We start from the raw sequence: 22,214 nt of genomic DNA on the forward strand, positions 1-22,214 counted from the left end.
TATGACAAAGAGCTTAGTGTTAGTAAGTCATGGAACATTCTGTCAGGAACTCAAAAAATCCACTGAGATGATTATGGGGCCACAGGACAATATCTTTACTGTGGCACTCCTTCCTGAAGAAGGTCCAGAAGACTTCCAGAAAAAATTTGAAGAAACAATTGCAGATTTAGACGACTTTGTTGTCTTCGCAGATTTACTTGGTGGAACACCTGCTAACGTGGTTTCTCGTAAATTGATTGACGGTGCGCAGTTTGACCTCTATGCAGGTATGAACATGCCGATGGTCATCGGTTTCTTGAATGGTGTTCTCCTTGGAGAGGACGTTGACTACGTCGAATTTGGTTCAACCAATATTCAACACATCAACAAACTCCTCACATCTAGCGATGATGAGGATGAGTGAAAAACTCCAGTGGAGTTTTTCAGCCCGAGCCTGAAAATACGAAAGCGAGGGTTATTCCAAAGTATTATGGCAAGCTAATACTAGCTTTAAATAGGCTTTAAGTATCCTGAGGGGAAGCAAGTTGATTGCCTCCCCTCATTTGATTTTGTGAGGAAAAGCGATGATTGAAGTAAAAGATTTTGGTGCACAAGCGAAGCTTTATTACATGAAAAATAAGAATGGTATGCAGGTCACTCTGACTGATTTTGGTGCCAGAGTGGTGGAAGTGCTCTTGCCAGTAGAGGAAAATGGTGGTTTACGCAATGTCAGTTTGGCTGCTGAGTCGGATGATGATTACCGTAAGACAGACTTGTACCCTGGTTCAACTATTGTCCCAGTAGCGGGGCGTATTTCAGGAGCTCAGGCTGAGATAAAGGGAACCAGTTATCAGTTCACAGAAAATGAGCCAGGTCGCACCTTGCATGGTGGGATTGACACGGCAAATGAACAGTACTGGGATGTTGCTCTTGACCACGAAAAAAATCAAGTTACCTTTGGGATTTTCCTAAAAGATGGTTTCAATGGTTTTCCAGGAGATGTGAGGGTTGAGGCTATTTATGGTCTAACAGACCAGAATGAGTTGACGGTAGATTATCGGGCGGTGTCTAGCAAAGATACTATTTTCAATCCGACCAATCACATCTATTTCAACTTAACGGGGGATTTTCAGCAGTCAGTAGCAGACCATGAAATTCGAATTGCAGCCAATCGCTATGCTCCGCTTGGTGAGGATAATCTGCCGACAGGTGTTTTAGAAGATGTGACAGGTACACCATTTGACTTTAGAGAACTAGCCCCATTTGCGCAAGGTTTTGACAGCCAGCACCCACAGAATGTGTTGGTGAAGGGCTACGACCATCCGTGGCTCTTGGAGGATGCGGATAGGCCAGTTGAAGTGGTCAGTCCAGATGGAAAAATTGGTCTGCGCGTGCGAACCAATCAGCCATCAGTGGTCATCTACACCTACAATTATCCTGTTGAAGCTTTGGCTACCTACCATGGTGCCTTTAGCTTAGAATGCCAGGCTCTGCCAAATGCTTGCAACCTAGATGGTTTTGGCTCTATTTTGCTAGAAAAAGATGAGGAATTCTTGTCTGAAACAGTTTATCAATTTACTTGGTAAGAAGGAGAGGCTCTACCTGCTATACAGATAGGGCTTCTTGTCTTTTTTGGAAAATGTGGTATAATAAATCGGTGTGTTTCAAACGAAGCAGACGAAAGAGGAAAATAATGACGAAAGAACAAGAATTTTTAAAAGAATTTGAGGCCTGGGTCAATACACAGGTTATGGTAAATGAGATGGCGGTAGAAGAAAGCCGTCGTGTATTGGAAGAGGATAAGGATGAGCGTGCAGCGGATGCCTACATCCGTTACGAAAGTAAGCTAGATGCTTATCGCTTTATCCAAGGAAAATTTGCTAACTATCATGCAGGCAAAGATTTCCATGATTTACCAGATGGCTTATTTGGCCAAAAACATTATTAAAGAGAGGATAGAAATTTTGGCAAAGAAAAAAATCAATCGTAAAAAATTATTGAAGAAACAATTGGCAGATATGAAACGCGCTGGTCGTGTAGGTCTTGAAAGAGCTGCAGAGGTAGTAGAGACAGTTGCTCATAAGGCTGAGGCTGTAGTAGAGCATGCTGTAGAACAAGTGAAAGAAGTTGTAGCAGAGGTGACTTCTTCAGCGGCTTCATTGGAAGACTTTTTGGCACTTCCTGAGTTGGAAGGTATTGCAGCAGCACGTCTGGAAACCTTCTACCAAGCAGGTATTCAATCTGTGGCTGATTTTGCAAACCATACAGAAAAAGAGCTCTTGGCTCTTAAAGGCATCGGTCCTGCAACTATCAAGCAGTTGAAGGAAAAAGCGATTGAATTGAAAGCTTAAATCCCTTGCTTTTCAAGGTGCAATTTGTTACAATAAAGCCATTCAGAGGTGTTTTGAGCCCCATTTGTCACAGGAAGCGGTGGTACTGAGAAATCCGCACAAATGTCAAAACTGGTTGCTGATGATGTGAATCGAATAAGCAAAGTGCAGATAGTTTATCTGAACAAGGGTGGTACCGCGGAATAACTTCGTCCCTGTCTAGCAAGTCTAGGCAGGGATTTTCATTTGGAAAGGAGAACTATGCTACATCATGTTGAAATCTATGTTTCAAACTTGGAAACTTCGCGTGCATTTTACGACTTTCTTCTGACCAAGCTGGGCTACTCGCTCTATCAGGAGTGGGAGGAAGGGCTATCTTATAAAAAAGCAGAGCAGTACCTGGTCTTTGTCCAAACGCCAGAGGACTTCCTAGAGGCAGGCTATCACCGTTGCCGAACAGGTCTCAATCATCTAGCCTTTCATGCGGGAACACCTGATGATGTTGACCAATGGCGGAAGGAATTTTTGACCAGACGAGTCAAATTGCTGTATGATGACCGCTATCCCCATGCAGGAGGACCAGATCACTATGCCCTCTATTTGGAAGACCCGGACGGGATAAAGATAGAGTTGGTGGGGGAATTTGAAAGGAGAGGTTTGTGATGAATCTATTTAAGTTAAATGGGAATGAATTATATCATTTAAAAGATCAAGCATTTAAGCTAGAGCGCGATTTACAACGCTTATTTGAGCGTCACCTAACTCAGTTAACTGGCTTAGAATTTATTGCTTCGGAGTTTTCTATTCAGAATCAGCGCTTAGATACACTTGCCTTTGATCAAGAAACAAATGCCTTTGTTATTATTGAGTACAAGCGTAGCGCCAACCAAAGCGTTTTAGATCAAGGTGTGTCTTATTTGAATACTTTGTTGAAATACAAGGCAGATTTCATTTTGGAGTATCAGGAACGAACAGGGAAGTTGCTAAATAAATCACAGGTAGACTGGTCCCAAAGTAAGGTGGCTTTTGTTTCTCCTAATTTTACTTCCTTTCAAAAACAGGCTGTTGACTTCAAAGATTTGAATATCGAGCTTTGGGAGGTTAGGAAATTTGAAAATGATGTACTATTTGTGAATGGTATTAAAAAATCGAAGAATGCCCCGAGTATTAAGGCATCAGTTTCTAAAGAGCAATCGGATCTGTCCCTTGTTGCCCAGGAGCTAAAAACCTATTCGGAGGAAGATTTACTACTCAAAAAATCGGACGATATTGTAGAGTTGTATGACAGCTTTAAACAAGCTATTTTTCAATTGATACCGGATTGTGAGTTAATTCCTACTAAATTGTATGTCGCTTTTAAGAAGGATGGTCATAATATTGTTGATATTGAAATTCAAAACAAGCAGTTAAAACTGTTCATAAATGCACGAATTGGTCAATTGGATGATCCAAAACAATTAACCAGAGATGTTTCCAATATCGGCCATTTTGGTAATGGAGATTATGAGTTGAAGGTCAAGACGACAGACAATTTAGAGTATATCATGAGTTTGATTAAGCAAGTTTTATAAATGTGGAAAGGACAAAATATGTCAAAAGAATTATCACCAAAATACAATCCAGCCGAGGTTGAGGCTGGTCGCTACGCCAAATGGCTTGAGGCAGACGTGTTCGCACCGTCAGGTGACGAGACTGCCAAGCCCTATTCGATCGTCATTCCACCGCCAAACGTAACCGGTAAGTTGCACTTGGGACACGCTTGGGATACCACCCTTCAAGACATCATTATCCGTCAGAAGCGGATGCAGGGCTTTGATACCCTCTGGCTTCCAGGTATGGACCATGCGGGGATTGCCACTCAGGCTAAGGTGGAGGAACGCTTGCGGGAGCAAGGCGTGACTCGTTATGACTTGGGCCGTGAAAAATTCCTAGATAAAGTCTGGGAATGGAAGGATGAGTACGCAGCGACCATTCGTGAGCAATGGGGCAAGTTGGGTCTGTCTTTGGACTACCAACGTGACCGCTTCACGCTAGACGAAGGCTTGTCGAAAGCTGTTCGCAAGGTCTTTGTGGAACTCTACAAAAAAGGCTGGATCTACCGTGGCGAATTTATCATCAACTGGGATCCAGCGGCTCGCACAGCCCTTTCTGACATTGAAGTTATTCACAAGGACGTAGAAGGTGCCTTCTACCACATGAATTACATGTTGGAAGATGGTTCTCGTGCCCTTCAAGTTGCGACAACCCGTCCTGAAACTATGTTCGGTGACGTTGCGGTGGCGGTTAACCCAGAAGATCCACGTTACAAGGACTTGATTGGCAAGAATGTTATCCTGCCAATCGTCAACAAGCCAATCCCAATCGTTGCGGATGAGCACGCAGATCCTGAATTTGGTACAGGGGTCGTGAAAATCACACCTGCCCACGATCCGAATGACTTCCTTGTCGGTCAACGCCACAATCTGCCACAAGTCAACGTCATGAACGATGACGGTACTATGAACGAGCTCGCAGGTGAATTTGCAGGTATGGACCGCTTTGAAGCTCGTAAGGCAACGGTTGCTAAGTTGAAAGAACTGGGTGCCCTTGTGGAAATCGAAAACCGTGTGCATTCTGTTGGTCACTCTGAACGTACAGGAGTGGTAGTCGAGCCACGCTTGTCAACCCAGTGGTTTGTTAAGATGGACCAGTTGGCTAAGAATGCCATTGCCAACCAAGACACAGCTGATAAGGTAGAATTTTACCCGCCACGTTTCAACGATACCTTCCTACAATGGATGGAAAATGTACACGACTGGGTTATCTCGCGTCAGCTTTGGTGGGGCCATCAGATTCCAGCATGGTATAACGAATCTGGCGAAATGTACGTCGGAGAAGAGGCACCAGCAGGTGACGGATGGGTACAGGATGAGGATGTCCTAGATACCTGGTTCAGCTCTGCCCTTTGGCCATTCTCAACTATGGGCTGGCCTGACGAAAACGCGACGGACTTCCAGCGTTACTTCCCGACCTCAACCTTGGTAACGGGCTACGACATTATCTTTTTCTGGGTGTCACGCATGATTTTCCAATCGCTTGAGTTCACCGGCCGTCAGCCATTCAAGAACGTGCTGATCCACGGTTTGATCCGTGACAAAGACGGTCGCAAGATGTCCAAGTCGCTCGGAAACGGGATCGACCCGATGGATGTCATCGAGAAATACGGTGCGGACGCTTTGCGTTGGTTCTTGTCAAACGGCTCTGCCCCTGGTCAAGATGTTCGCTTCATTGATGAGAAGATGGACGCGTCTTGGAACTTTATCAACAAGATTTGGAACATTTCCCGCTACATCCTCATGAACAATGAAGGCTTGACCTTGGATGCGGCGCGTGAGAATGTAGCCAAAGTCGCAACTGGTGAGGCTGGTAACGTGACGGACCGCTGGATTCTCCACAACCTCAACGAAACCATTGCCAAGGTCACTGAAAACTTCGACAAGTTCGAGTTCGGTGTGGCTGGGCACATCCTCTACAACTTCATCTGGGAAGAGTTCGCCAACTGGTATGTGGAGCTGACCAAGGAAGTGCTTTACAGCGCCAACGAGGCCGAGAAAGTCATGACCCGCTCTGTCCTTCTCTACACGCTGGACCAAATCCTTCGCCTCCTCCACCCAATCATGCCGTTCGTGACGGAAGAAATCTTCGCCCAGTATGCAGAGGGCTCTATCGTGGTGGCGGCTTACCCTGTTGTCAACCCAGCCTTTGAAAACGCTGAAGCTCACAAGGGAGTGGAAAGTCTCAAGGATTTGATTCGTTCGGTGCGAAATAGCAGAGCAGAGGTCAATGTCGCTCCTTCTAAGCCGATTACCATTTTGATTAAGACAGCGGATGCTGAGCTTGAAACCTTCTTCAAGGCAAATGAAAACTACATCCGCCGCTTTACAAATCCAGAACAGTTGGAAATCAGCTCAAACATTGCTGCACCAGAACTAGCCATGTCAGCTGTTATCACCGGTGCTGAAATCTTCTTACCACTAGCCGACCTCCTCAATGTTGAAGAAGAGTTGGCTCGTCTGGACAAAGAGCTTGCCAAATGGCAAAAAGAACTAGACATGGTCGGCAAAAAACTCAGCAACGAACGCTTCATCGCCAACGCCAAACCAGAAGTTGTTGAAAAAGAAAAAGAAAAACAAGCCGACTACCAAGCAAAATATGATGCGACAGTAACGCGGATTGAAGAGATGAAAAAACTGGTTAAATAGGTAGAATACGATAAAATGCCCAGCCTAAAAAGGCTGGGTTTTGTGGTATGATGGAGGGGTAGAATTTTAATGAAGGAGGGTATCTATATTGAGTGAGAAAGAGACTTTTAGACTATAAAAATTGATTGCCATAAATTATAAGCGATTTTTCGGTTTTCAAAATCGTAAGAAACTCAATATTTTTTCAGGAAAAAGTAACTTGACTAGTAGTGGTAAGGGTGAGTATTCCTTTGAGGGAGCTGATAGTACAGAATTAAAAAAGTCATAAACTCAATATTTTTGTAATATGTGATTTTATGACTTTTTATTTTGAAGGGACGTATTATCAAATTATAGTGAATAATATCTCCGTTGGACTAATCCATTCAACGATTATTGAAGTTCCAACTGTAACACCCATATGGTTAAACCAATCATTGAAGGCTTTTAAATTTCCTTGACCAGATAAATTTTTTGCATAAATATTTCCTGCCTGGCTACTTCCGCTCGTCTTTACAATTCCATTAAAATATCCATCAGCTGATTGCGCATTGAAAATATTTATACCTAAAATATCTCGGCCGTGAGTATGATTCGAGTTATAAATTCCATATTGATGAGCCTGTGAGCTTGGGATTGGGATGTAGCACTCGCCTGTAATCTGTGGACGAGAATTTGTGTGACGATAAGTTCCCCATCCGATGTTCGTAGAACCTAGTGTTACAGTGAATTGATCTCCTCTATTTGGCATATATTACCCCCTTGTAATGAGTGTAGTTAATATCTATACTATAGCACTAAATTTAGAAAAATACTATATAAGCTGCAATTTTTTTATAAAAATGTTATACTACTTAAGTTGTATATTTTCTAGAAAGCAGGTGCTTACATGACAAATTCTGTAAGTTCACGCCAGCAGGGGAAGTTTGCTATTGCAGCGTTCTTCTCTGGTGTTGGTGGAATTGAGTTGGGCTTTGAGCAGACCAACGAGTTCAGAGTGGTGTATGCCAACGAGTTTGATAAGTATGCCAGACAGACTTATCAGTTGAATTACCCAGATACTTATCTGGACGGGCGTGATATTCACGCAGTATTGCCAGAGGAAATCCCTTCGGAAACAGTCGATGTGATTGTCGGAGGCTTTCCTTGTCAGGCCTTTAGTATCGCAGGCTACCGTAAGGGCTTTGAAGATGATCGTGGCGACCTTTTCTTTGAGTTGCTTCGGATGATTGAAGCCAAGAAACCCAAGGCGATTTTTGTCGAGAATGTGAAGAACATGGTTTCTCATGACCATGGCAATACCTTCAAGGTTATCCGTGAAGCCTTGACCGAGAACAACTACTTTATCAAGTGGAAGGTATTGAACGGCAAGGACTACGGTAACATCCCGCAAAACCGCGAGCGGATCTATATTGTTGGCTTTGATAATAAGGAAGCCTACGATAAATTTGAGTTTCCAGAGGAAATCAAGCTGACCACTGGGCTTCAAGATGTTATTGATTTTGGGGCAAAACCAGAGGAGAATTACTATTATCGTCAAGGGAAACAGCCCTTCTTTGACCAGTTGAAAGAGTCTGTTACCAGCCAGGATACGGTTTACCAGTGGCGACGCCAGTATGTTAGGGAAAATAAAAATGGTGTCGTGCCAACCCTGACAGCTAACATGGGAACAGGTGGACATAATGTTCCCCTTATCTTGACTGATACTGGAGAAATTCGCAAGCTGACTCCGAAAGAAACCTTTAACGTTCAAGGCTATCCAAAGACCTTCAAAATTCCAGAAGGTGTTTCTAATGGACAACTCTACAAACAGGCTGGTAACAGCGTTGTCGTACCTGTTATCAAGCGGATTGCAGATAAGATTGCCGAAGCGTTGAAAACTTCCTCCGGTCTGTCACAGTTGGAACGAACTGGAAATGTCGCTATCATCTATACCAAGATGAATGGTCAGTTTGAAGGGCAGTCTTATGTAAAAGACTTTGTTGCGACCTACGACGAAGCAATTGCTAAGTTAGATAGCTACAATGACGGTTTAGGAATTTTGTCAGACGAAGACTATCTACGCTTGGTCAAAAAAGGTGGAAACTTGGAATTTTATAGCATCGCTATTACGAATAATTAGGTAAGGGGACTAGTGAAAATCTAGTCTTCTTTTGCTATACTATGATTAGAAAAAAGAGGTAGAGTCTATGTGGGAAAAATTAAAAGCAGAGCAGAAAGAAAAGTATCGGACATTGATTACTAACTTTGCTAGTTTGAGCGAGGCTTTTTCGCAAAAGTCTGAAACAGATGAGGAAAATGAAACCTTTAATTATGTAGCTCCGATTATTAATTCCAAATTCCAAGAAACAGTCTTTCAGAGGGCCTTTCAAGCTGTAGGTGAAGATATTGCCAACACTTCTTTTGATGCCTCGGTTATGGTGGATAGTCAGCATAAATACCTAGTTGGCATCAAGTCTTTCGGCATTCAGTCAGGTGACCAAAAAGTTGCCCAGTTTAAGAAAGATTCGCAGAGTTGGACAGAGATTTTACAAGAAATCAAGTTCAATGCCATGATTGCTCCAGATAAGGCTACGGCTGATGAAAACAATTACCACCTTTATTTGAAGTTAGCTAAGGAAATCTGTCTGTTACGTAACCAGCGGATTGAGTCATCAAAGGCACAAATTCGTGGTTTTGCATCGGATTCAACGGTGGAGTCTGTTTACCATGTTTTAATGCCAACGGCAAAGGGAGCTAAGCCACAAATTTTTGTAGGAGAAACCAGTTACCTTCCGATTGATGTCGAAAATTTACAGATTAAGGGAGCGACCAGTCTAAAAACTCCGACAAATTTTGCCTTTACAGATGGCCAACATGATTACAAATATACCGCAGCAGATAGTCAACTTCACATGACATTCCATAACAAAGAGATAGTTGTAGATACATGGGATGTGGACTATGTGGAAGATCCATTTTATATTTTTGAAAATCTCCACACTTTATCTGCGGATGAGAAAGAAAACCAAGTTCTTGATACAGTTTCATGGGTCATCACAGATAAGCATGGTCATGTTGAAGAAAATTCAGGCTTTAATGCCTTTAATGGTGGAGCTAAGTTAGCTAAAAAAGATAGATTATCACGCATTCAGAGAATCCAAGAGGAATTTTCGGATCAGCTCAGCTCGGAAGAACTTGCATTTGTAACCTATTCTTTGGAAGAAATTTTATTGAAAAAGTGGTCCTCTAAAGAAGAAAAAGCTGAAATGAAAAAAATTCGGACTGCCTTGATAAACTTTGCTCAGAAGTCGGGAATTGAAAAGCTATCTGAAAAACTGGAGAAATTGGTTTACCGTCCAGTTAGTGAAGTTTACATCCCACTGCCTGATTCTAAAAAGTTTCATGAAGCTCGACCAGACTTTTTCGGTCACAATGTTGGGACATTTGATGAAACAGGCAAAAAATTGGTACTGTCGAAAGAAGAACGAACTTTTACGCTTCGTTTTCTATCATCAGGAGATGCTATTGAAGCCTACATCAACCAAGAATCAGGTAAGGCCATTCAGTCGGTGGATAGGCAAGATATTCTTGGGGAATGGTTACTGAGAGGTGTATTTCAATTAGCTGAACGTGAAGTATTGACAGGCAAGAAATTAGAATCTCTGGAAATAAATGGTATTCGATTAACTAAATTCAAAAATGACGAAATTGGGATTGAGTTTATCTGGATTGATACGGAAAATCCACCAGCAGATGCGATTGGCTGGGTTAGTAGAAAAGGTAAAAAATGACAAATGTAAATAGCAAACTACAAATCCATCCCCCCTCCCTTATCCCTTTCGGTTTTATCCTCTCCAACAATCGTTACATCTACCGTGAGGTCTTCATGGAGGGGCAGTTTGAGGCGGTGGTGGAAGTTGATGAGGCTGGTCAGCTGTCGTCCTATGTTTGGGATTGTGAGATGGAGGAGGTCTATACCGCCTATCTGGTGACTGCGCCAGCTGGGGCTTTTGTGGGGCAGGTACGTGAGGCTTACCAGTCCATTTTGGCTCGGGTAGAGGAAGCCTGCTGTATCGCTCTGCCATTTTCCAAAGACCAAAGCAACCGCATAGCCCAGCTCATCAAGGAGCAGTGGGGCGACCTTCCTGACTATCCCTTTGCCAAGTTGCCGACCTATGGGGCTTTTCGCCACCCCGACAATAACAAGTGGTACGCCCTGGTCAGTCAGATTCCGAGGGACAAGCTGGATGGGAGCGGTTCTCAAGAAGAGGTGGAGATTGTCAATCTCAAGGTTGACGGTAGGGAAATAGCAGAGCTGCTAAGTCAGTCGGGCATTTTCCCTGCCTATCATATGTCGAAAAAGACTTGGGTGTCTGTCTTGCTGGATGATACGGTGGAGGACCAGACGGTGTTTGCCCTCCTTGAGAAAAGTCGCCATCTGGTAGGACCAAAATCCTACAAGGCAGTGCAGGGACCTGATTACTGGGTTATTCCTGCCAATCCCAAGGTCTATGATATTGATACCGAGTTTGCGGAAAATAAGGTAGTCTATTGGCCACAAAAATCAACCATTCAAGCTGGGGACATCGTAGCCATTTACATGACGGCGCCTGTTCAGGCCATTCGCTATGTCTGTCGGGTTTTGCAAGCCAATGTCACCAATCATGGTCAGTCGGATATCCCAAGTGACAAGTCAGTCATGCAGGTCGAGTTGATTGCACAGTTGCCAGATGACATCTTGCCTCGTCAAAGGATGATGGCTCTGGGTATCAAGGCAGTCCGAGGTCCTAGACGCTTGACCAAGGAGGCTATTGAGTACTTGAAATGTCAGCTGAAAGAGTGAAGTGGGTTTGATAGCAGTTTTAAAATTAGGAGGTCCCTATGTCTTTCTACATTGAAAAATCAAGGGCAGGGTGGCTAGGCATCTTAATCGTTTCATGAAAGCAATGAAAGAGGATGAAGCAGTAGCCAAGGTTTTACAACTATCAAAATAAGTAGATGTGTAAGGGGATCTCAAATTCCCTTATGAGTTTGTAGACAAAGCCTCTTTTAGGACTTTCCTGAGGTGATGCCGGACGGTAGTAAACTTTCTTGTTTCTGGGTTTACTCCTCAAACAGTCTCCCAGACTGTTTGAGCTACCTACGGAATTCCATACCTAGCCATTGAGCCTAAGGTCTCAATAGTTCCGAATGCTTGAGACGACAACGTCTCAAGCATTTTCATCACAGCGGAAAGTCTCGGTGTAGGCCCGCTTCGCTCGCAAAATGAGACTAATTTTTTAATTTTTTTTTAGCAGAGCTACTCAGTTTACTTTTCCAAAGTATAGTCTGTCTACATTCTGGTAAGGGAAAATAAAATTATTCCCTTATTTTTATCCCTAAGTTGTTAAAAAATCAGAACATTCAGAAGTTTTTAGTAATTCTAGCCGATTTTCAATCATCTTTTTGGTATAATAGGTACTATGGAAAAACTCATTGAATTCAAGGATTTTAGCTTTCAATACAAGGCCCAGCAGGAGCCGACATTGAGGGATATCAACTTAAGCATATATAAAGGTGAGAAAGTCTTGATTGTTGGACCTTCGGGCTCTGGTAAGTCAACACTGGGTCAATGTCTTAACGGCATTATTCCCAATATTTACCGAGGTAGTCATAGTGGCCAGCTCTTGATAGATGGTCAGGAGGCTTTTGACCTGTCTATTTATGAAAAATCCCTGCTAGTATCGACTGTTTTGCAGGATACGGACGGTCAGTTTATCGGTCTGTCTGTGGCAGAGGATTTGGCCTTTGCCTTGGAAAATGACATGGAAATTCAAGAACTGATGCAGCAAAAAGTGGCTGATTGGTCCAATCGTTTGGAATTAAGCCAGCTTCTCAACCACCGTCCCCAGGACCTGTCTGGTGGACAGAAGCAACGGGTCAGTCTGGCAGGTGTCCTGATTGATGAAAGTCCGATTTTGCTCTTTGATGAACCTCTGGCTAATCTGGATCCCAAGTCTGGACAGGCCACCATTGACTTGATTGATCGCCTGCACCAGCAGGAGGGAGCGACCACCATTATCATCGAGCATCGCTTGGAAGATGTTCTTTATAGACAGGTGGACCGCATCGTTCTCATCAATGAGGGACAAATCCTATTCAACGGTCAGCCGGATCAACTCTTGCAGACCAAGCTCTTGGTGGAAAATGGCATCCGCGAGCCACTCTATTTGGCAACCCTACGGGCTATGGGCTACCCTCTGGAGCAGGCAAATTCTTTATCAAGCCTGTCTGGTCTTGATTTGACAGGACTTCAATCAGTGGATTTGCTCTTAGACCGAGAAGAGGTCCTTGCCAAGCCGAGCTTGCTAGAGGTTAAAAACCTGAACTTCTCCTATCCACAGAAACAGGCCCTCAAGGACATCCATTTCACCCTCTATAAGGGGGAACGTCTGGCTATCGTCGGGAAAAATGGAGCCGGAAAATCGACCCTAGCCAAGGCTCTCTGTGGTTTTCTGGATGTGGAAGGAGACTTTATCTGGCAGGGGCAATCCATCAAGGACGAATCGGTCAAAGAACGGGCCGAGCGGATTGGCTATGTCCTGCAAAATCCCAATCAGATGATCAGCCAGACCATGATTTTTGATGAAGTGGCTCTCGGTTTGAGAATGCGTGGAGTGGGTCAAGAAGAACTCGAAAAGCGGGTGCACAAGGCTCTGAAAGTTTGTGGTCTCTATTCATTCCGTAAGTGGCCGATTTCAGCCCTATCCTACGGTCAGAAGAAGCGGGTGACCATTGCCTCCATTTTGGTGCTGGAGCCGGAAATTATTCTACTGGATGAGCCAACAGCTGGGCAGGATGAGCGTCATTACCGTGAGATGATGGATTTCTTAGACGAGCTCAATCGACAAGGTCATACCATTGTCATGATTACCCACGATATGCAGCTGATGCTGGATTATTCGGACCGGGCCCTGGTTGTGGTGGATGGTCAGATTATTGCGGACCAGTCTCCAGCGGAAATCCTTTCGGATGCTGCTATCATTGACCAGGCTAATTTGAAAGAGACCTCTATTTTCCATTTGGCTCAGAGAATGGGAGTGGACCCTCTGGCCTTGACCAACTACTACATGCAGGAAGAAAGGAGAAAGCTATGAGCCAGCAAGCACTTATCGGCTACCAGCAGGGACGGGGCTTTATTTATGAACTATCTGCTGTCAGCAAGCTCCTCTTTTTCTTGATTGTGTCCATCTTGGCCATGATTACCTACGATACGCGTCTGATTATTTTCATCGCCCTCTTTTCCCTCAGTCTTTTCAAGCTATCGGGCATTGATTACAGGAAGGTGTCTTTCGTTCTGATTTTCACGACCATTTTTGCCCTCCTGAATGCGACCATGGTGTATGTCTTTGCGCCTAAGTATGGGGTAGAACTCTATGGGGCGGAGACTGTCCTTTTCAAAGGTTTGGGGCAATACTCCGTGACTAGCCAGCAATTGTTTTACTTGCTGAATTTATTGCTCAAGTACTTTTGTACAGTTCCTCTGGCCATTATCTTTTTGATGACAACCCACCCTAGTCAATTTGCCTCCAGCTTGAATACAATCGGGGTGCCCTATAAGGTTGCCTACGCTGTCAGTCTGACCATGCGCTACATACCAGATATTCAGGAAGAATTTTATGCCATTCGCATGTCTCAAGAGGCGCGTGGACTGGAATTGTCCAAGAAAGCCAAATTGATGGACCGGATTAAGGGCAATCTGGCCTTGGTTATCCCTTTGATTTTCAGCTCACTTGGTCGGATTGATACCATTTCAACTGCTATGGAATTGCGCCGTTTCGGAAAAAATAAAAAGCGGACCTGGTACACCTACCAGCCCCTGAAAAAAATGGATTATCTGGTCCTATCCATCATCGCTCTACTGGTTCTAGTAACGATTAGCCTATTCTTTATCAATGATGGTAGGTTTTACAACCCTTGGGCATAAGATAAGAAAAAACGAGTTTCGATAGCGAAACTCGTTTTTGAAATTATATTCACAAGTAAGGTACATGTAGACAAGTGCTCAGGCACCGAGCTGTGAATACCGGTTCTTATAGTGGTCGTTTATTGGGCATGCCTGCCTTGCGTGGAAACTTGTTTGGGGTTTCCTTTTTCTTTTCGACAATGGTTAGGGTACGCGGGTCGCCATTGGGCAATTCATAATCATGATTCTCCAAGACCTTTGCGAACAAGAGGTTGAGAGCATTTTTGGCCTGGGTCAATTCGTCCTCGGCACTGGATGCTTTGAGGGCAATCAGCTTGCCATTGAGCTTGAGATAGGGGATGGTCAATTCTGATAGGATTTGCATGCGGGCTACTGCGCGAGCGGTCACGATATCAAATTGGGCACGGAATTGCTTGTCCTGGGCAAAATCCTCTGCTCGTCCATGGTAGAAATGGACCTTGTCCAAGCCCAGCTCCTCAGCCAGAAGATGCAGGAAATTGATTCGTTTGTTGAGGGAGTCAATGATGGTCACTTCCAGTTCGGGATAGATAATTTTCATGGGCAGGCTAGGAAAACCTGCACCAGCCCCGATGTCCAAGAGTTTGAGTGCTTGATTTTGAATATGACCCTGCAGGATTGGTGCAATAGAATCATAAAAGTGCTTGAGATAAACGTCCTCTTCCTGGGTAATAGCTGTCAGGTTGATTTTTTCGTTCCATTCTACTAGGAGTTCAAAGTAGCGGTGGAATTGGTTTTTCTGCTGGTCTGTTAATTGGATTCCTTGGTCTGCCAAGGTCTTGTAAAATACTTCGGGTTTCATAGTCCTATCTTATCATAATTTTCAACAAAAGAAAAACCTTGGAAGGCGATAGTTGCCTTTCAAGGTTGAGTCTTACTGACCTTGTGAGTCAGCAGATGGAGTGGTTGGTTGTTCAGAAGAATTGCCTGTTTCGGAACCAGTTTCTGTTGATTGAGCATCGCTAGAATTTTCAGTACTCGTATCCTCACTAGTTGTAGGTTCCGTTGAGGACTCTTCGCTCGTCTCACTGGTTGTCCTGCTATAGCTATAGTAGTTATAAACTGGACCAGTATAGCCGTTTATGTAGACGTTGTTTCCATAACGGTAGAGACCGTCAGGTATTTCCCAATCTGCAGTTCCAACAGGATTTAGATAAGTCATCATATTCCGATAGACATCGGTTGCGACACGCATGCCACTATCCAATACTGGAATCTTACGATTGCTGTATCCTGTCCAGACAGCCATAGAGTATTTAGTAGAGAAGCCAACGAAGTTCTCGTCAGGAACAACTATACTACTATAACTTGCTCCAGGAGTAGAGGCAATGATTTCCTTCATCTCATCGTCTGGGTAGTTGGAAGTACCGGTTTTACCAGCTTGAGGAATGCCATAGATGGCAGCATTAGTACCTGGGCCAGATGTCAATACGCTCTTCAACATATCGACCATCATGTAGGCTGTTTCAGGGCTCATTGCACGACTGCCTTCAGGTTCAAACTCAGTAGTTGTTCCGTCGGTGTAGACAATCTTGTTGACATACTGTGGTTTGTAGTAGGTACCACCGTTAGCAAAGGCAGCATAGGCTGCGGCCATTTTTTCACTACTAGCACCGTATTTTTTATCAGGATTGGTTGTGTTGCTGGAAATAGCATTAGAATAGAACATTTCTGGGTAGTCGATACCGAGCTTGTTCAAGAATTTTAATGAATTTTCTAAACCAACAGCCTGTAGTGCCTTGATGGCAGTGGTATTACGAGAAGATTGGATGGCTGTTTTGAGGGTCACATTGCCGAAGTAAGCATTATCCCAGTTATTGACTGGAGTGGTAGTGCCGGGATAATTATAAGGCGCATCCAATATAGTGTCAGCAGTCGATTTATAAATACCCTCTTCAATAGCAGGTGCGTAGTCTGTAATTGGCTTCATAGTAGAACCAAAGTCGCGGTTGGTTTCAACGGCTTGGTTGGTACCGAATGAAGAATTACTGTTTTGATTACGCCCGCCGAGCTGGGCAACGACGTGTCCGTTGGTAACATCGATAACAGTTGAAGCTACCTGGAAGGTTGGATCTGGATAGGCCACGTACATGTCTGTGTTATAGATATTCCAGAGCTGTTGTTGGGCAGCTGAGTCAACGTTGGTGTAGACCTCCATACCTGTGGTTAAGAGATTGTAGCCGGTTTTTTCTTCGACTTCATTGATAACCTCTTTCAGGTAGTTGTCCATGTAGGCTGGATAGGCGGGTGCATTTGACAGGGGCTGGAGACCGTCTGTCACCGGTGATAGGACTGCCTGCTCGTGCTGTTCAGCCGTAATGTATTTTTCTTCTAACATTTCTCCTAGAACCAAGTCCCGACGTGCTTTTGCAGTTTCTGGCTGAGTGTAGGGGTCGTATTGGTTAGGAGCCTGGGGCATACCTGCCAGTAGAGCCAATTGAGGAAGGGTCAATTGATTGAGTTCTTTTCCGTAGAAGGTCTTGGCAGCTGTCTTCATACCATAGTTTCCGTTTGACATATACACTTTATTGATGTAGTACGTCAAAATTTCCTGCTTGGTATTTCGTCTTTCCAACTGTAGAGCCATCCAGGCTTCTTGGATTTTCCGCTTAATATTTTGGTCCTGGGCAGATGTTGAGAAGTAGGTCAACTTAATCAACTGCTGATCCAGTGTCGACCCCCCTTGAAGACGTCCTCCTCGTAGATTATTGAGGAAGGAGCCAGCGATACGAATGACGTCTACACCGCGGTGGTTGAAGTAACGCTGGTCTTCAATGGCTATGATAGCGTTGACCAAGTCGGTCGGAATTTCAGCAGTAGTAGCATTGGAACGTTTTTCTGCCCCCAAGTCCGCAATTAGAGCCCCGTCCTTGTCATAAATCTTACTCGACACGGTCGCAGTAAGAGAGTCTTCTGTCAGTTTAGGAGCTGTAAAGATAAAGAATAGGGTCACAAGACCACCGATAATTACCGTTGTTAAGAATGCGATAATTCCGACGTTTGTGATAAGCAAGAGTGCTTTCTTAAGGGTTGGATTTTTCAACTGAGTCACCACCTAATAGTTTTTCTTCGACAATGGTCAGATAGGGGACGCTGGGATGGGTCCCTAACTGAAAGGCATAGCCATGCTCGCGAACATAGTGCAAGGGCATGGATTTATTGCCCTGAACAGCTTGATAGTAATCTATCAGCTCTTTTGCCGGGAGTAAGTAAGATTCTTTTAATTCTGAAAAGTGTAGAAGGACAAAGCAGATACCGCCTTGCTTGACAACTTCCTGCATATGTTCCAACTGGTGGGCATGAAAGTTTTTCATGGGCATGGAGGTCTTCTGACGGGTTTCCTTGGCTTCAAAGTCAATGTAATGTCCCTTGAAAACGCCGGAATAGTCCGTTGTTGAGGCCTGTCTGAAATAAGCTTCGACAATTTTGGCCCGACTTCGTTTTGGGTAGTCTACCTTGACAATCTGGACAGGTGTTGGTTTCTTATGAATGACCGCAATTCCATGTGAAAGGTAGTAAGCATTGCTCTCATTGATAGCAGCTTCAAAGGACATCCCACGATTGGCAAAATTAACCGTTTCCTTTGCAGAATCTTTTTTTGTTCTAGTGATTTTCCTATTTATCTGATGAGGATAATTGACCATAGAACTCCTTACTGATAAAATAATATCAGCATATTATACCATAATTAGGGAAAAGAGTACAAGAAATGCACATCAAGAGCCTTTTAGTAACAGGCTATCGTCATACTGATTTGGGAATTTTTTCAGATAAGGATACAAAATTAGTCATCATCAAAGAGGCTATTCGCAGAGACCTGATCAAGTTTTTAGAAAATGATGGGGTAGAGTGGTTTATTCTGACTGGAAATCTGGGCTTTGAGTATTGGTGTTTGGAAGTTTTGTTGGATTTGAGGCAGGAAGGCTATGACTTTCAGATAGCTACCATTTTTTCCTTTGAAAGCCATGGAGAGAATTGGAACGAAGCTAACCAAGTCAAGCTAGCCCGATTTAAGCAGGTCGATTTTGTTAAATACCTCTATGTTTGCTATGAAAATCCTGGGCAATTTAAGCTGATTAACCAGTTCTTGTTGGACCATACGGAGGGAGCCTATTTATTCTATGATCCTGAAAATGAAACAAACTTGAAATATCTCTATACTTCAATCGTAAACAAAGAAGATTATACTGTTAAGGTACTGAGTTTTGATGATTTAAATGAAGTAGCGGAAAATTTTTCTAATTCTGAGTGATTTGGCTTGATTTTTCCTTATTTTTTTTAATATAATAGAAGTAGTGATGTTTAAAGAAAAGGATGAGACAGATGGCGAGTATTAAGTTGACGACAAAGGATATCTTTGAGCAGGATTTTAAGATTGGTTTTCGTGGTTATGATCAAGACGAGGTCAATGATTTTCTTGATGAAATCATGAAGGATTACGATGCCTATGAAGCCATTGTAAAGGAATTGAAGGGCGAGATTGCTAGGCTTAAAGCCCAGCTGGCAAATGCTTCTCGTCAACCAGCCCCTGTTGCAGAGGAGCCAGAAGCTTTCCGTGCAGAGCGGATGAGTTCAGCCACAAACTTTGATATTCTCCGTCGCATCAATCGTCTGGAGAAAGAAGTCTTTGGTAAACAGATTGCCCAAGAGTAGTAGATAGACATGTGTAATTTTCGGATAATCGCGTGGTAGTAATCTACCATGAGGAAAGTCCATGCTAGCACCAGCTGCAATGCTGGTAGTGTTTGTGCTAGGCGAACCAATAAGCCTAGGGACGTCTTTGACGTTACGGCGGTTAAAATGGCTACGTCCTTGGATATGCCAGAGTAGGCCTGAAAGTGCCACAGTGACGAAGTTTTTATGGAAACGTAAAAAATGGAACGCGGTAAACCCCTCAAGCTAGCAACCCAAACTTTGGTCGGGGCATGGGATGGATGGAACGGTACTCCCAGAGTAGAACAGAAATCCTGACTGCGTAAGCGGTAGACAGATGATTATCGAAGGTGGTAGGACCTAGTACCACTGGAACAAAACATGGCTTATAGAAAATTGCATAATAGGTGGCTAGCTTTGCTAGCTTTTATTATAGAGGAAAAAGATGAAAAAACAATTTGAATTGATTGCGACAGCGGCGGCTGGTTTAGAGGCGGTCGTTGGTCGTGAAATTCGAGAACTGGGCTACGACTGTCAGGTTGAAAATGGGCGCGTGCGTTTCCAAGGTGATGTCAAATCTATCATTGAAACCAACCTTTGGTTGCGTTCGGCAGACCGGATTAAAATTATCGTGGGGAGTTTTCCAGCACGCACCTTTGAGGAACTCTTCCAGGGGGTCTTTGCCTTGGACTGGGAAAACTATCTACCCTTGGGCAGTAAATTTCCTATTTCAAAAGCCAAATGTGTCAAATCCAAGCTCCACAATGAGCCGAGTGTACAGGCCATTTCTAAAAAGGCTGTCGTGAAAAAGTTGCAAAAGCATTTTTCGCGTCCAGAAGGCGTTCCCTTGCAGGAAGTTGGGGCAGAGTTTAAGATTGAAGTCTCCATCCTGAAAGATGTGGCCACGGTATTGATTGACACGACGGGTTCCAGCCTCTTCAAACGTGGCTACCGCGTTGAAAAAGGTGGCGCACCCATTAAGGAAAATATGGCGGCAGCCATTTTACAGCTGTCTAACTGGTACCCAGACAAGCCTTTGATTGATCCGACTTGTGGTTCGGGCACTTTCTGTATTGAGGCGGCCATGTTGGCTAAGAATATGGCTCCGGGGCTCAAACGCAGTTTTGCCTTTGAAGAATGGCCTTGGGTTGATGAGGAGCTGGTTGCACAAGCTCGCAAAAATGCGCAGGCAGCGGTTAAATCTGACCTAGTCTTGGACATTTCCGGTTCAGACATCGATGCCCGTATGGTTGAAATGGCCAAGAAAAATGCCTTTGCGGCCGAAGTAGACCAAGATATTGTCTTTAAGCAAATGCGCCTGCAGGACTTGCATACAGACAAGATAAATGGTGTTATTATTTCAAACCCACCTTACGGTGAGCGTTTGTTGGATGATGAGGCCATTATCAAGCTCTACCAAGAAATGGGGCAAACCTTTGAGCCTTTGAAAACATGGTCTAAATTTATCTTGACCAGCGACGAGCAATTTGAGCAGCGGTTTGGAAAACAAGCAGATAAAAAACGGAAATTATACAATGGTACGCTGAAGGTTGACTTGTATCAATTCTTTGGTCAACGAGTAAAACGTTCATAAAATAAAGTGAGGTAGATATGTCAAAGAAACATGAGAAGGCACAAGCAGAGCCAGTTAAGGACGAGCAGATTCTAGACTTTGAAGCAGCAAAAGATATGACCATCGGTCAGGCAGCACAAAAACAGCAGGAAATTGAGGCTGGCATTACCGATACGGATGGCCTTTTAGACCGCTACATCAAGCAACACCGAGATGAGATTGAATCTCAAAAATTTGAGACAAGAACAATCCCTGTCATCAAGGATTCGACTGTTATTCCGGTGGTTGAATCAGCTAGCTTGACTTCGGATGAGTTGGAAACGGCAGCTGCAGCTGTGGCAGCACATTCACAAGAAGAACCGAAGCCAGTTGAGTCAAGCCCTGTTGTTGAGCCTCTAAAAACTCCTGCAGAAGAAGTCGCTTATTTTGATTTGACAGATGGATCCGAAGAAAAGCCCAAGAAAAAAGGATTCTGGATTTTTGGAACCCTCTTGGCGGCATTGATTGCTATTTTGGCTTCCCTCTTTTTCTGGATGAACCAAAATAATGCAGGTCAGACAGCTTCTAGCACTACGTCATCAAGTTCGACCAAACAATCTTCTAGTACAACCTCATCAAGCTCAACTCCATCCGAGTTTACAGACTTTACCAAGCTGTACGAGAGCTTCTTTACGGATTCGAGCTTGTCTAAATTGAAGAATTCAGAATTTGGTAAATTAGAGGAATTAAAGGCACTCTTGGACAAGATTGATCCAGACAGTGATGCTTATAAGGAAGCCAAGGCCAACTATGATAAATTAGAAAAAGCTATCGCAGCTGTCAACGGCATCAATGAACAATTTGACAAGCCGATTCTTGTTGATGGCGAATTGGATACCACGGCGACTGTTAAGGCTGGAGCAACTCTAGAAGCGGTTGCGACTGGAATCAGCGGTGTTGATGCGACGATCACTTCAGCTGTTAACTTTGCTCGATCACAAGAGGAAAACCAACAGGCTGTTGCTGGAGCGGTCGCACCGGCTGAACAAGCAGCGCCAGCTGCCCAGGCTGGAACCCCAGCACCAGCTACCGCAGAATCAAGTGCAGCATCAGCGCTTGCCAGCGCGTCAACAAGTCCTGCCGAAGTGCAAAATGCAGCATCCCAATTCGGGATTCCAGTTCCTCCTGGTGTGACCTTGCAACGTCACTTGAGCCGCGTGCCTTATAACCAAGCCATGATTGATGACGTTAACAATCCTGCTTGGACCTTTAACCCAGGTATTTTGGAAAAAATTGTCGAAACATCTCAGAAACGTGGCTATATCACAGGTAATCAGTATATCTTGGAGAAGGTCAATATCATCAATGGTAATGGCTACTACAATATGTTTAAACCAGATGGCACCTATCTCTTTTCTATCAATGCTAAGACCGGTTACTTTGTCGGAAATGCGCGTGGAAATGCGGATGCTTTAGATTATTAGGAATATAAGAAAAAAGCGGGAGACCGCTTT

The 22,214-nt window shown here is 44.0% G+C and carries 20 protein-coding genes and 1 other RNA gene; 17 read left to right on the top strand and 4 right to left on the bottom strand.

Annotated features, from left to right (window positions below; genetic code table 11):
- Nucleotide 1: 1 nt before the first annotated feature.
- From NQZ91_09690 to NQZ91_09720, 7 genes are all read left to right on the top strand, one after another.
- Nucleotides 2-403, top strand: coding sequence for a PTS fructose transporter subunit IIA (locus tag NQZ91_09690; GenBank protein UUM57592.1), 402 nt, complete (start codon nucleotides 2-4; stop codon nucleotides 401-403).
- A gap of 160 nt (nucleotides 404-563) precedes the next feature.
- Nucleotides 564-1,565, top strand: a complete 1,002-nt coding sequence (locus tag NQZ91_09695) for a galactose mutarotase (GenBank protein ID UUM57593.1) — start codon at nucleotides 564-566, stop codon at nucleotides 1,563-1,565.
- Nucleotides 1,566-1,672: 107 nt separating this feature from the next.
- Nucleotides 1,673-1,927: a DUF1912 family protein gene (locus NQZ91_09700; GenBank protein ID UUM57594.1), complete on the top strand. Its 255-nt coding sequence runs from the start codon at nucleotides 1,673-1,675 to the stop codon at nucleotides 1,925-1,927.
- Nucleotides 1,928-1,943: 16 nt separating this feature from the next.
- Nucleotides 1,944-2,330, top strand: a complete 387-nt coding sequence (locus NQZ91_09705; GenBank protein ID UUM58857.1) for a helix-hairpin-helix domain-containing protein — start codon at nucleotides 1,944-1,946, stop codon at nucleotides 2,328-2,330.
- 240 nt (nucleotides 2,331-2,570) lie between these two features.
- Entirely contained in the window at nucleotides 2,571-2,972 is a 402-nt protein-coding gene (locus NQZ91_09710; GenBank protein ID UUM57595.1) for a VOC family protein, read from the top strand.
- A complete protein-coding gene (locus NQZ91_09715; GenBank protein ID UUM57596.1) occupies nucleotides 2,972-3,880 on the top strand; it encodes a DUF5655 domain-containing protein in 909 nt (302 codons plus the stop codon). Before NQZ91_09710 ends, NQZ91_09715 begins: the two co-directional genes overlap by 1 nt.
- Before the next feature lie 18 nt (nucleotides 3,881-3,898).
- On the top strand, nucleotides 3,899-6,550 hold the full coding sequence (locus NQZ91_09720; GenBank protein ID UUM57597.1) for a valine--tRNA ligase: 2,652 nt from the start codon (nucleotides 3,899-3,901) through the stop codon (nucleotides 6,548-6,550).
- Nucleotides 6,551-6,875: 325 nt separating this feature from the next.
- Here the strand turns inward: NQZ91_09720 and NQZ91_09725 are convergent, their stop codons facing one another.
- Nucleotides 6,876-7,280 (bottom strand): hypothetical protein, encoded by a 405-nt coding sequence (locus tag NQZ91_09725; GenBank protein UUM57598.1) that lies wholly within the window; start codon nucleotides 7,278-7,280, stop codon nucleotides 6,876-6,878.
- Nucleotides 7,281-7,418: 138 nt separating this feature from the next.
- Here NQZ91_09725 and NQZ91_09730 point away from each other — a divergent pair, with 138 nt between their 5' ends.
- The 5 genes from NQZ91_09730 (at nucleotide 7,419) to NQZ91_09750 (ending at nucleotide 14,477) form a co-directional block, all read left to right on the top strand.
- Entirely contained in the window at nucleotides 7,419-8,651 is a 1,233-nt protein-coding gene (locus NQZ91_09730; protein UUM57599.1) for a DNA cytosine methyltransferase, read from the top strand.
- Between the two features lie 67 nt (nucleotides 8,652-8,718).
- Nucleotides 8,719-10,302 (top strand): hypothetical protein, encoded by a 1,584-nt coding sequence (locus NQZ91_09735; GenBank protein UUM57600.1) that lies wholly within the window; start codon nucleotides 8,719-8,721, stop codon nucleotides 10,300-10,302.
- On the top strand, nucleotides 10,299-11,354 hold the full coding sequence (locus NQZ91_09740) for an MmcQ/YjbR family DNA-binding protein (protein UUM57601.1): 1,056 nt from the start codon (nucleotides 10,299-10,301) through the stop codon (nucleotides 11,352-11,354). Before NQZ91_09735 ends, NQZ91_09740 begins: the two co-directional genes overlap by 4 nt.
- A 619-nt stretch (nucleotides 11,355-11,973) precedes the next feature.
- The gene (locus NQZ91_09745; GenBank protein ID UUM57602.1) at nucleotides 11,974-13,647 is read left to right on the top strand and encodes an ABC transporter ATP-binding protein; all 1,674 of its coding nucleotides are present in this window, start codon (nucleotides 11,974-11,976) and stop codon (nucleotides 13,645-13,647) included.
- A complete protein-coding gene (locus tag NQZ91_09750; protein UUM57603.1) occupies nucleotides 13,644-14,477 on the top strand; it encodes an energy-coupling factor transporter transmembrane protein EcfT in 834 nt (277 codons plus the stop codon). Before NQZ91_09745 ends, NQZ91_09750 begins: the two co-directional genes overlap by 4 nt.
- A 106-nt stretch (nucleotides 14,478-14,583) precedes the next feature.
- Here the strand turns inward: NQZ91_09750 and rsmG are convergent, their stop codons facing one another.
- The 3 genes from rsmG to recU form a co-directional block, all read right to left on the bottom strand.
- Entirely contained in the window at nucleotides 14,584-15,297 is a 714-nt protein-coding gene (gene rsmG, locus NQZ91_09755) for a 16S rRNA (guanine(527)-N(7))-methyltransferase RsmG (GenBank protein ID UUM57604.1), read from the bottom strand.
- A 72-nt stretch (nucleotides 15,298-15,369) separates the two neighbouring features.
- Nucleotides 15,370-17,538: a penicillin-binding protein PBP1A gene (pbp1a, locus tag NQZ91_09760; protein ID UUM57605.1), complete on the bottom strand. Its 2,169-nt coding sequence runs from the start codon at nucleotides 17,536-17,538 to the stop codon at nucleotides 15,370-15,372.
- A complete protein-coding gene (gene recU, locus NQZ91_09765) occupies nucleotides 17,519-18,139 on the bottom strand; it encodes a Holliday junction resolvase RecU (GenBank protein UUM57606.1) in 621 nt (206 codons plus the stop codon). Before recU ends, pbp1a begins: the two co-directional genes overlap by 20 nt.
- A gap of 71 nt (nucleotides 18,140-18,210) precedes the next feature.
- On the opposite strand from recU, the gene NQZ91_09770 reads away from it, so the two are divergent.
- The 5 genes from NQZ91_09770 (at nucleotide 18,211) to NQZ91_09790 (ending at nucleotide 22,184) form a co-directional block, all read left to right on the top strand.
- Nucleotides 18,211-18,747, top strand: a complete 537-nt coding sequence (locus NQZ91_09770) for a DUF1273 domain-containing protein (protein UUM58858.1) — start codon at nucleotides 18,211-18,213, stop codon at nucleotides 18,745-18,747.
- Between the two features lie 71 nt (nucleotides 18,748-18,818).
- Complete coding sequence (gpsB, locus tag NQZ91_09775) at nucleotides 18,819-19,148, top strand: cell division regulator GpsB (protein UUM57607.1); 330 nt, start codon at nucleotides 18,819-18,821, stop codon at nucleotides 19,146-19,148.
- A 16-nt stretch (nucleotides 19,149-19,164) separates the two neighbouring features.
- Nucleotides 19,165-19,542: RNase P RNA component class B (gene rnpB / locus NQZ91_09780), an RNA gene on the top strand.
- Nucleotides 19,543-19,593: 51 nt separating this feature from the next.
- On the top strand, nucleotides 19,594-20,742 hold the full coding sequence (locus NQZ91_09785) for a class I SAM-dependent RNA methyltransferase (protein UUM57608.1): 1,149 nt from the start codon (nucleotides 19,594-19,596) through the stop codon (nucleotides 20,740-20,742).
- 17 nt (nucleotides 20,743-20,759) lie between these two features.
- Nucleotides 20,760-22,184, top strand: a complete 1,425-nt coding sequence (locus tag NQZ91_09790) for a cell division site-positioning protein MapZ family protein (protein UUM57609.1) — start codon at nucleotides 20,760-20,762, stop codon at nucleotides 22,182-22,184.
- The last annotated feature ends 30 nt before the right edge of the window (nucleotides 22,185-22,214 follow it).

Source organism: Streptococcus suis (assembly GCA_024583055.1).
GTDB classification, from domain to species: Bacteria; Bacillota; Bacilli; order Lactobacillales; family Streptococcaceae; genus Streptococcus; species Streptococcus suis_V.

Coding starts and splice junctions, on each gene's coding strand:
- NQZ91_09745 (UUM57602.1), top strand. CDS start 11,974: ATGGAAAAACTCATTGAATTCAAGGATTTTAGCTTTCAATACAAGGCC.
- NQZ91_09730 (UUM57599.1), top strand. CDS start 7,419: ATGACAAATTCTGTAAGTTCACGCCAGCAGGGGAAGTTTGCTATTGCA.
- NQZ91_09690 (UUM57592.1), top strand. CDS start 2: ATGACAAAGAGCTTAGTGTTAGTAAGTCATGGAACATTCTGTCAGGAA.
- recU (UUM57606.1), bottom strand. CDS start 18,139: ATGGTCAATTATCCTCATCAGATAAATAGGAAAATCACTAGAACAAAA.
- NQZ91_09720 (UUM57597.1), top strand. CDS start 3,899: ATGTCAAAAGAATTATCACCAAAATACAATCCAGCCGAGGTTGAGGCT.
- NQZ91_09710 (UUM57595.1), top strand. CDS start 2,571: ATGCTACATCATGTTGAAATCTATGTTTCAAACTTGGAAACTTCGCGT.
- NQZ91_09790 (UUM57609.1), top strand. CDS start 20,760: ATGTCAAAGAAACATGAGAAGGCACAAGCAGAGCCAGTTAAGGACGAG.
- NQZ91_09735 (UUM57600.1), top strand. CDS start 8,719: ATGTGGGAAAAATTAAAAGCAGAGCAGAAAGAAAAGTATCGGACATTG.
- NQZ91_09700 (UUM57594.1), top strand. CDS start 1,673: ATGACGAAAGAACAAGAATTTTTAAAAGAATTTGAGGCCTGGGTCAAT.
- gpsB (UUM57607.1), top strand. CDS start 18,819: ATGGCGAGTATTAAGTTGACGACAAAGGATATCTTTGAGCAGGATTTT.
- NQZ91_09695 (UUM57593.1), top strand. CDS start 564: ATGATTGAAGTAAAAGATTTTGGTGCACAAGCGAAGCTTTATTACATG.
- NQZ91_09715 (UUM57596.1), top strand. CDS start 2,972: ATGAATCTATTTAAGTTAAATGGGAATGAATTATATCATTTAAAAGAT.
- NQZ91_09740 (UUM57601.1), top strand. CDS start 10,299: ATGACAAATGTAAATAGCAAACTACAAATCCATCCCCCCTCCCTTATC.
- NQZ91_09725 (UUM57598.1), bottom strand. CDS start 7,280: ATGCCAAATAGAGGAGATCAATTCACTGTAACACTAGGTTCTACGAAC.
- rsmG (UUM57604.1), bottom strand. CDS start 15,297: ATGAAACCCGAAGTATTTTACAAGACCTTGGCAGACCAAGGAATCCAA.
- NQZ91_09750 (UUM57603.1), top strand. CDS start 13,644: ATGAGCCAGCAAGCACTTATCGGCTACCAGCAGGGACGGGGCTTTATT.
- NQZ91_09785 (UUM57608.1), top strand. CDS start 19,594: ATGAAAAAACAATTTGAATTGATTGCGACAGCGGCGGCTGGTTTAGAG.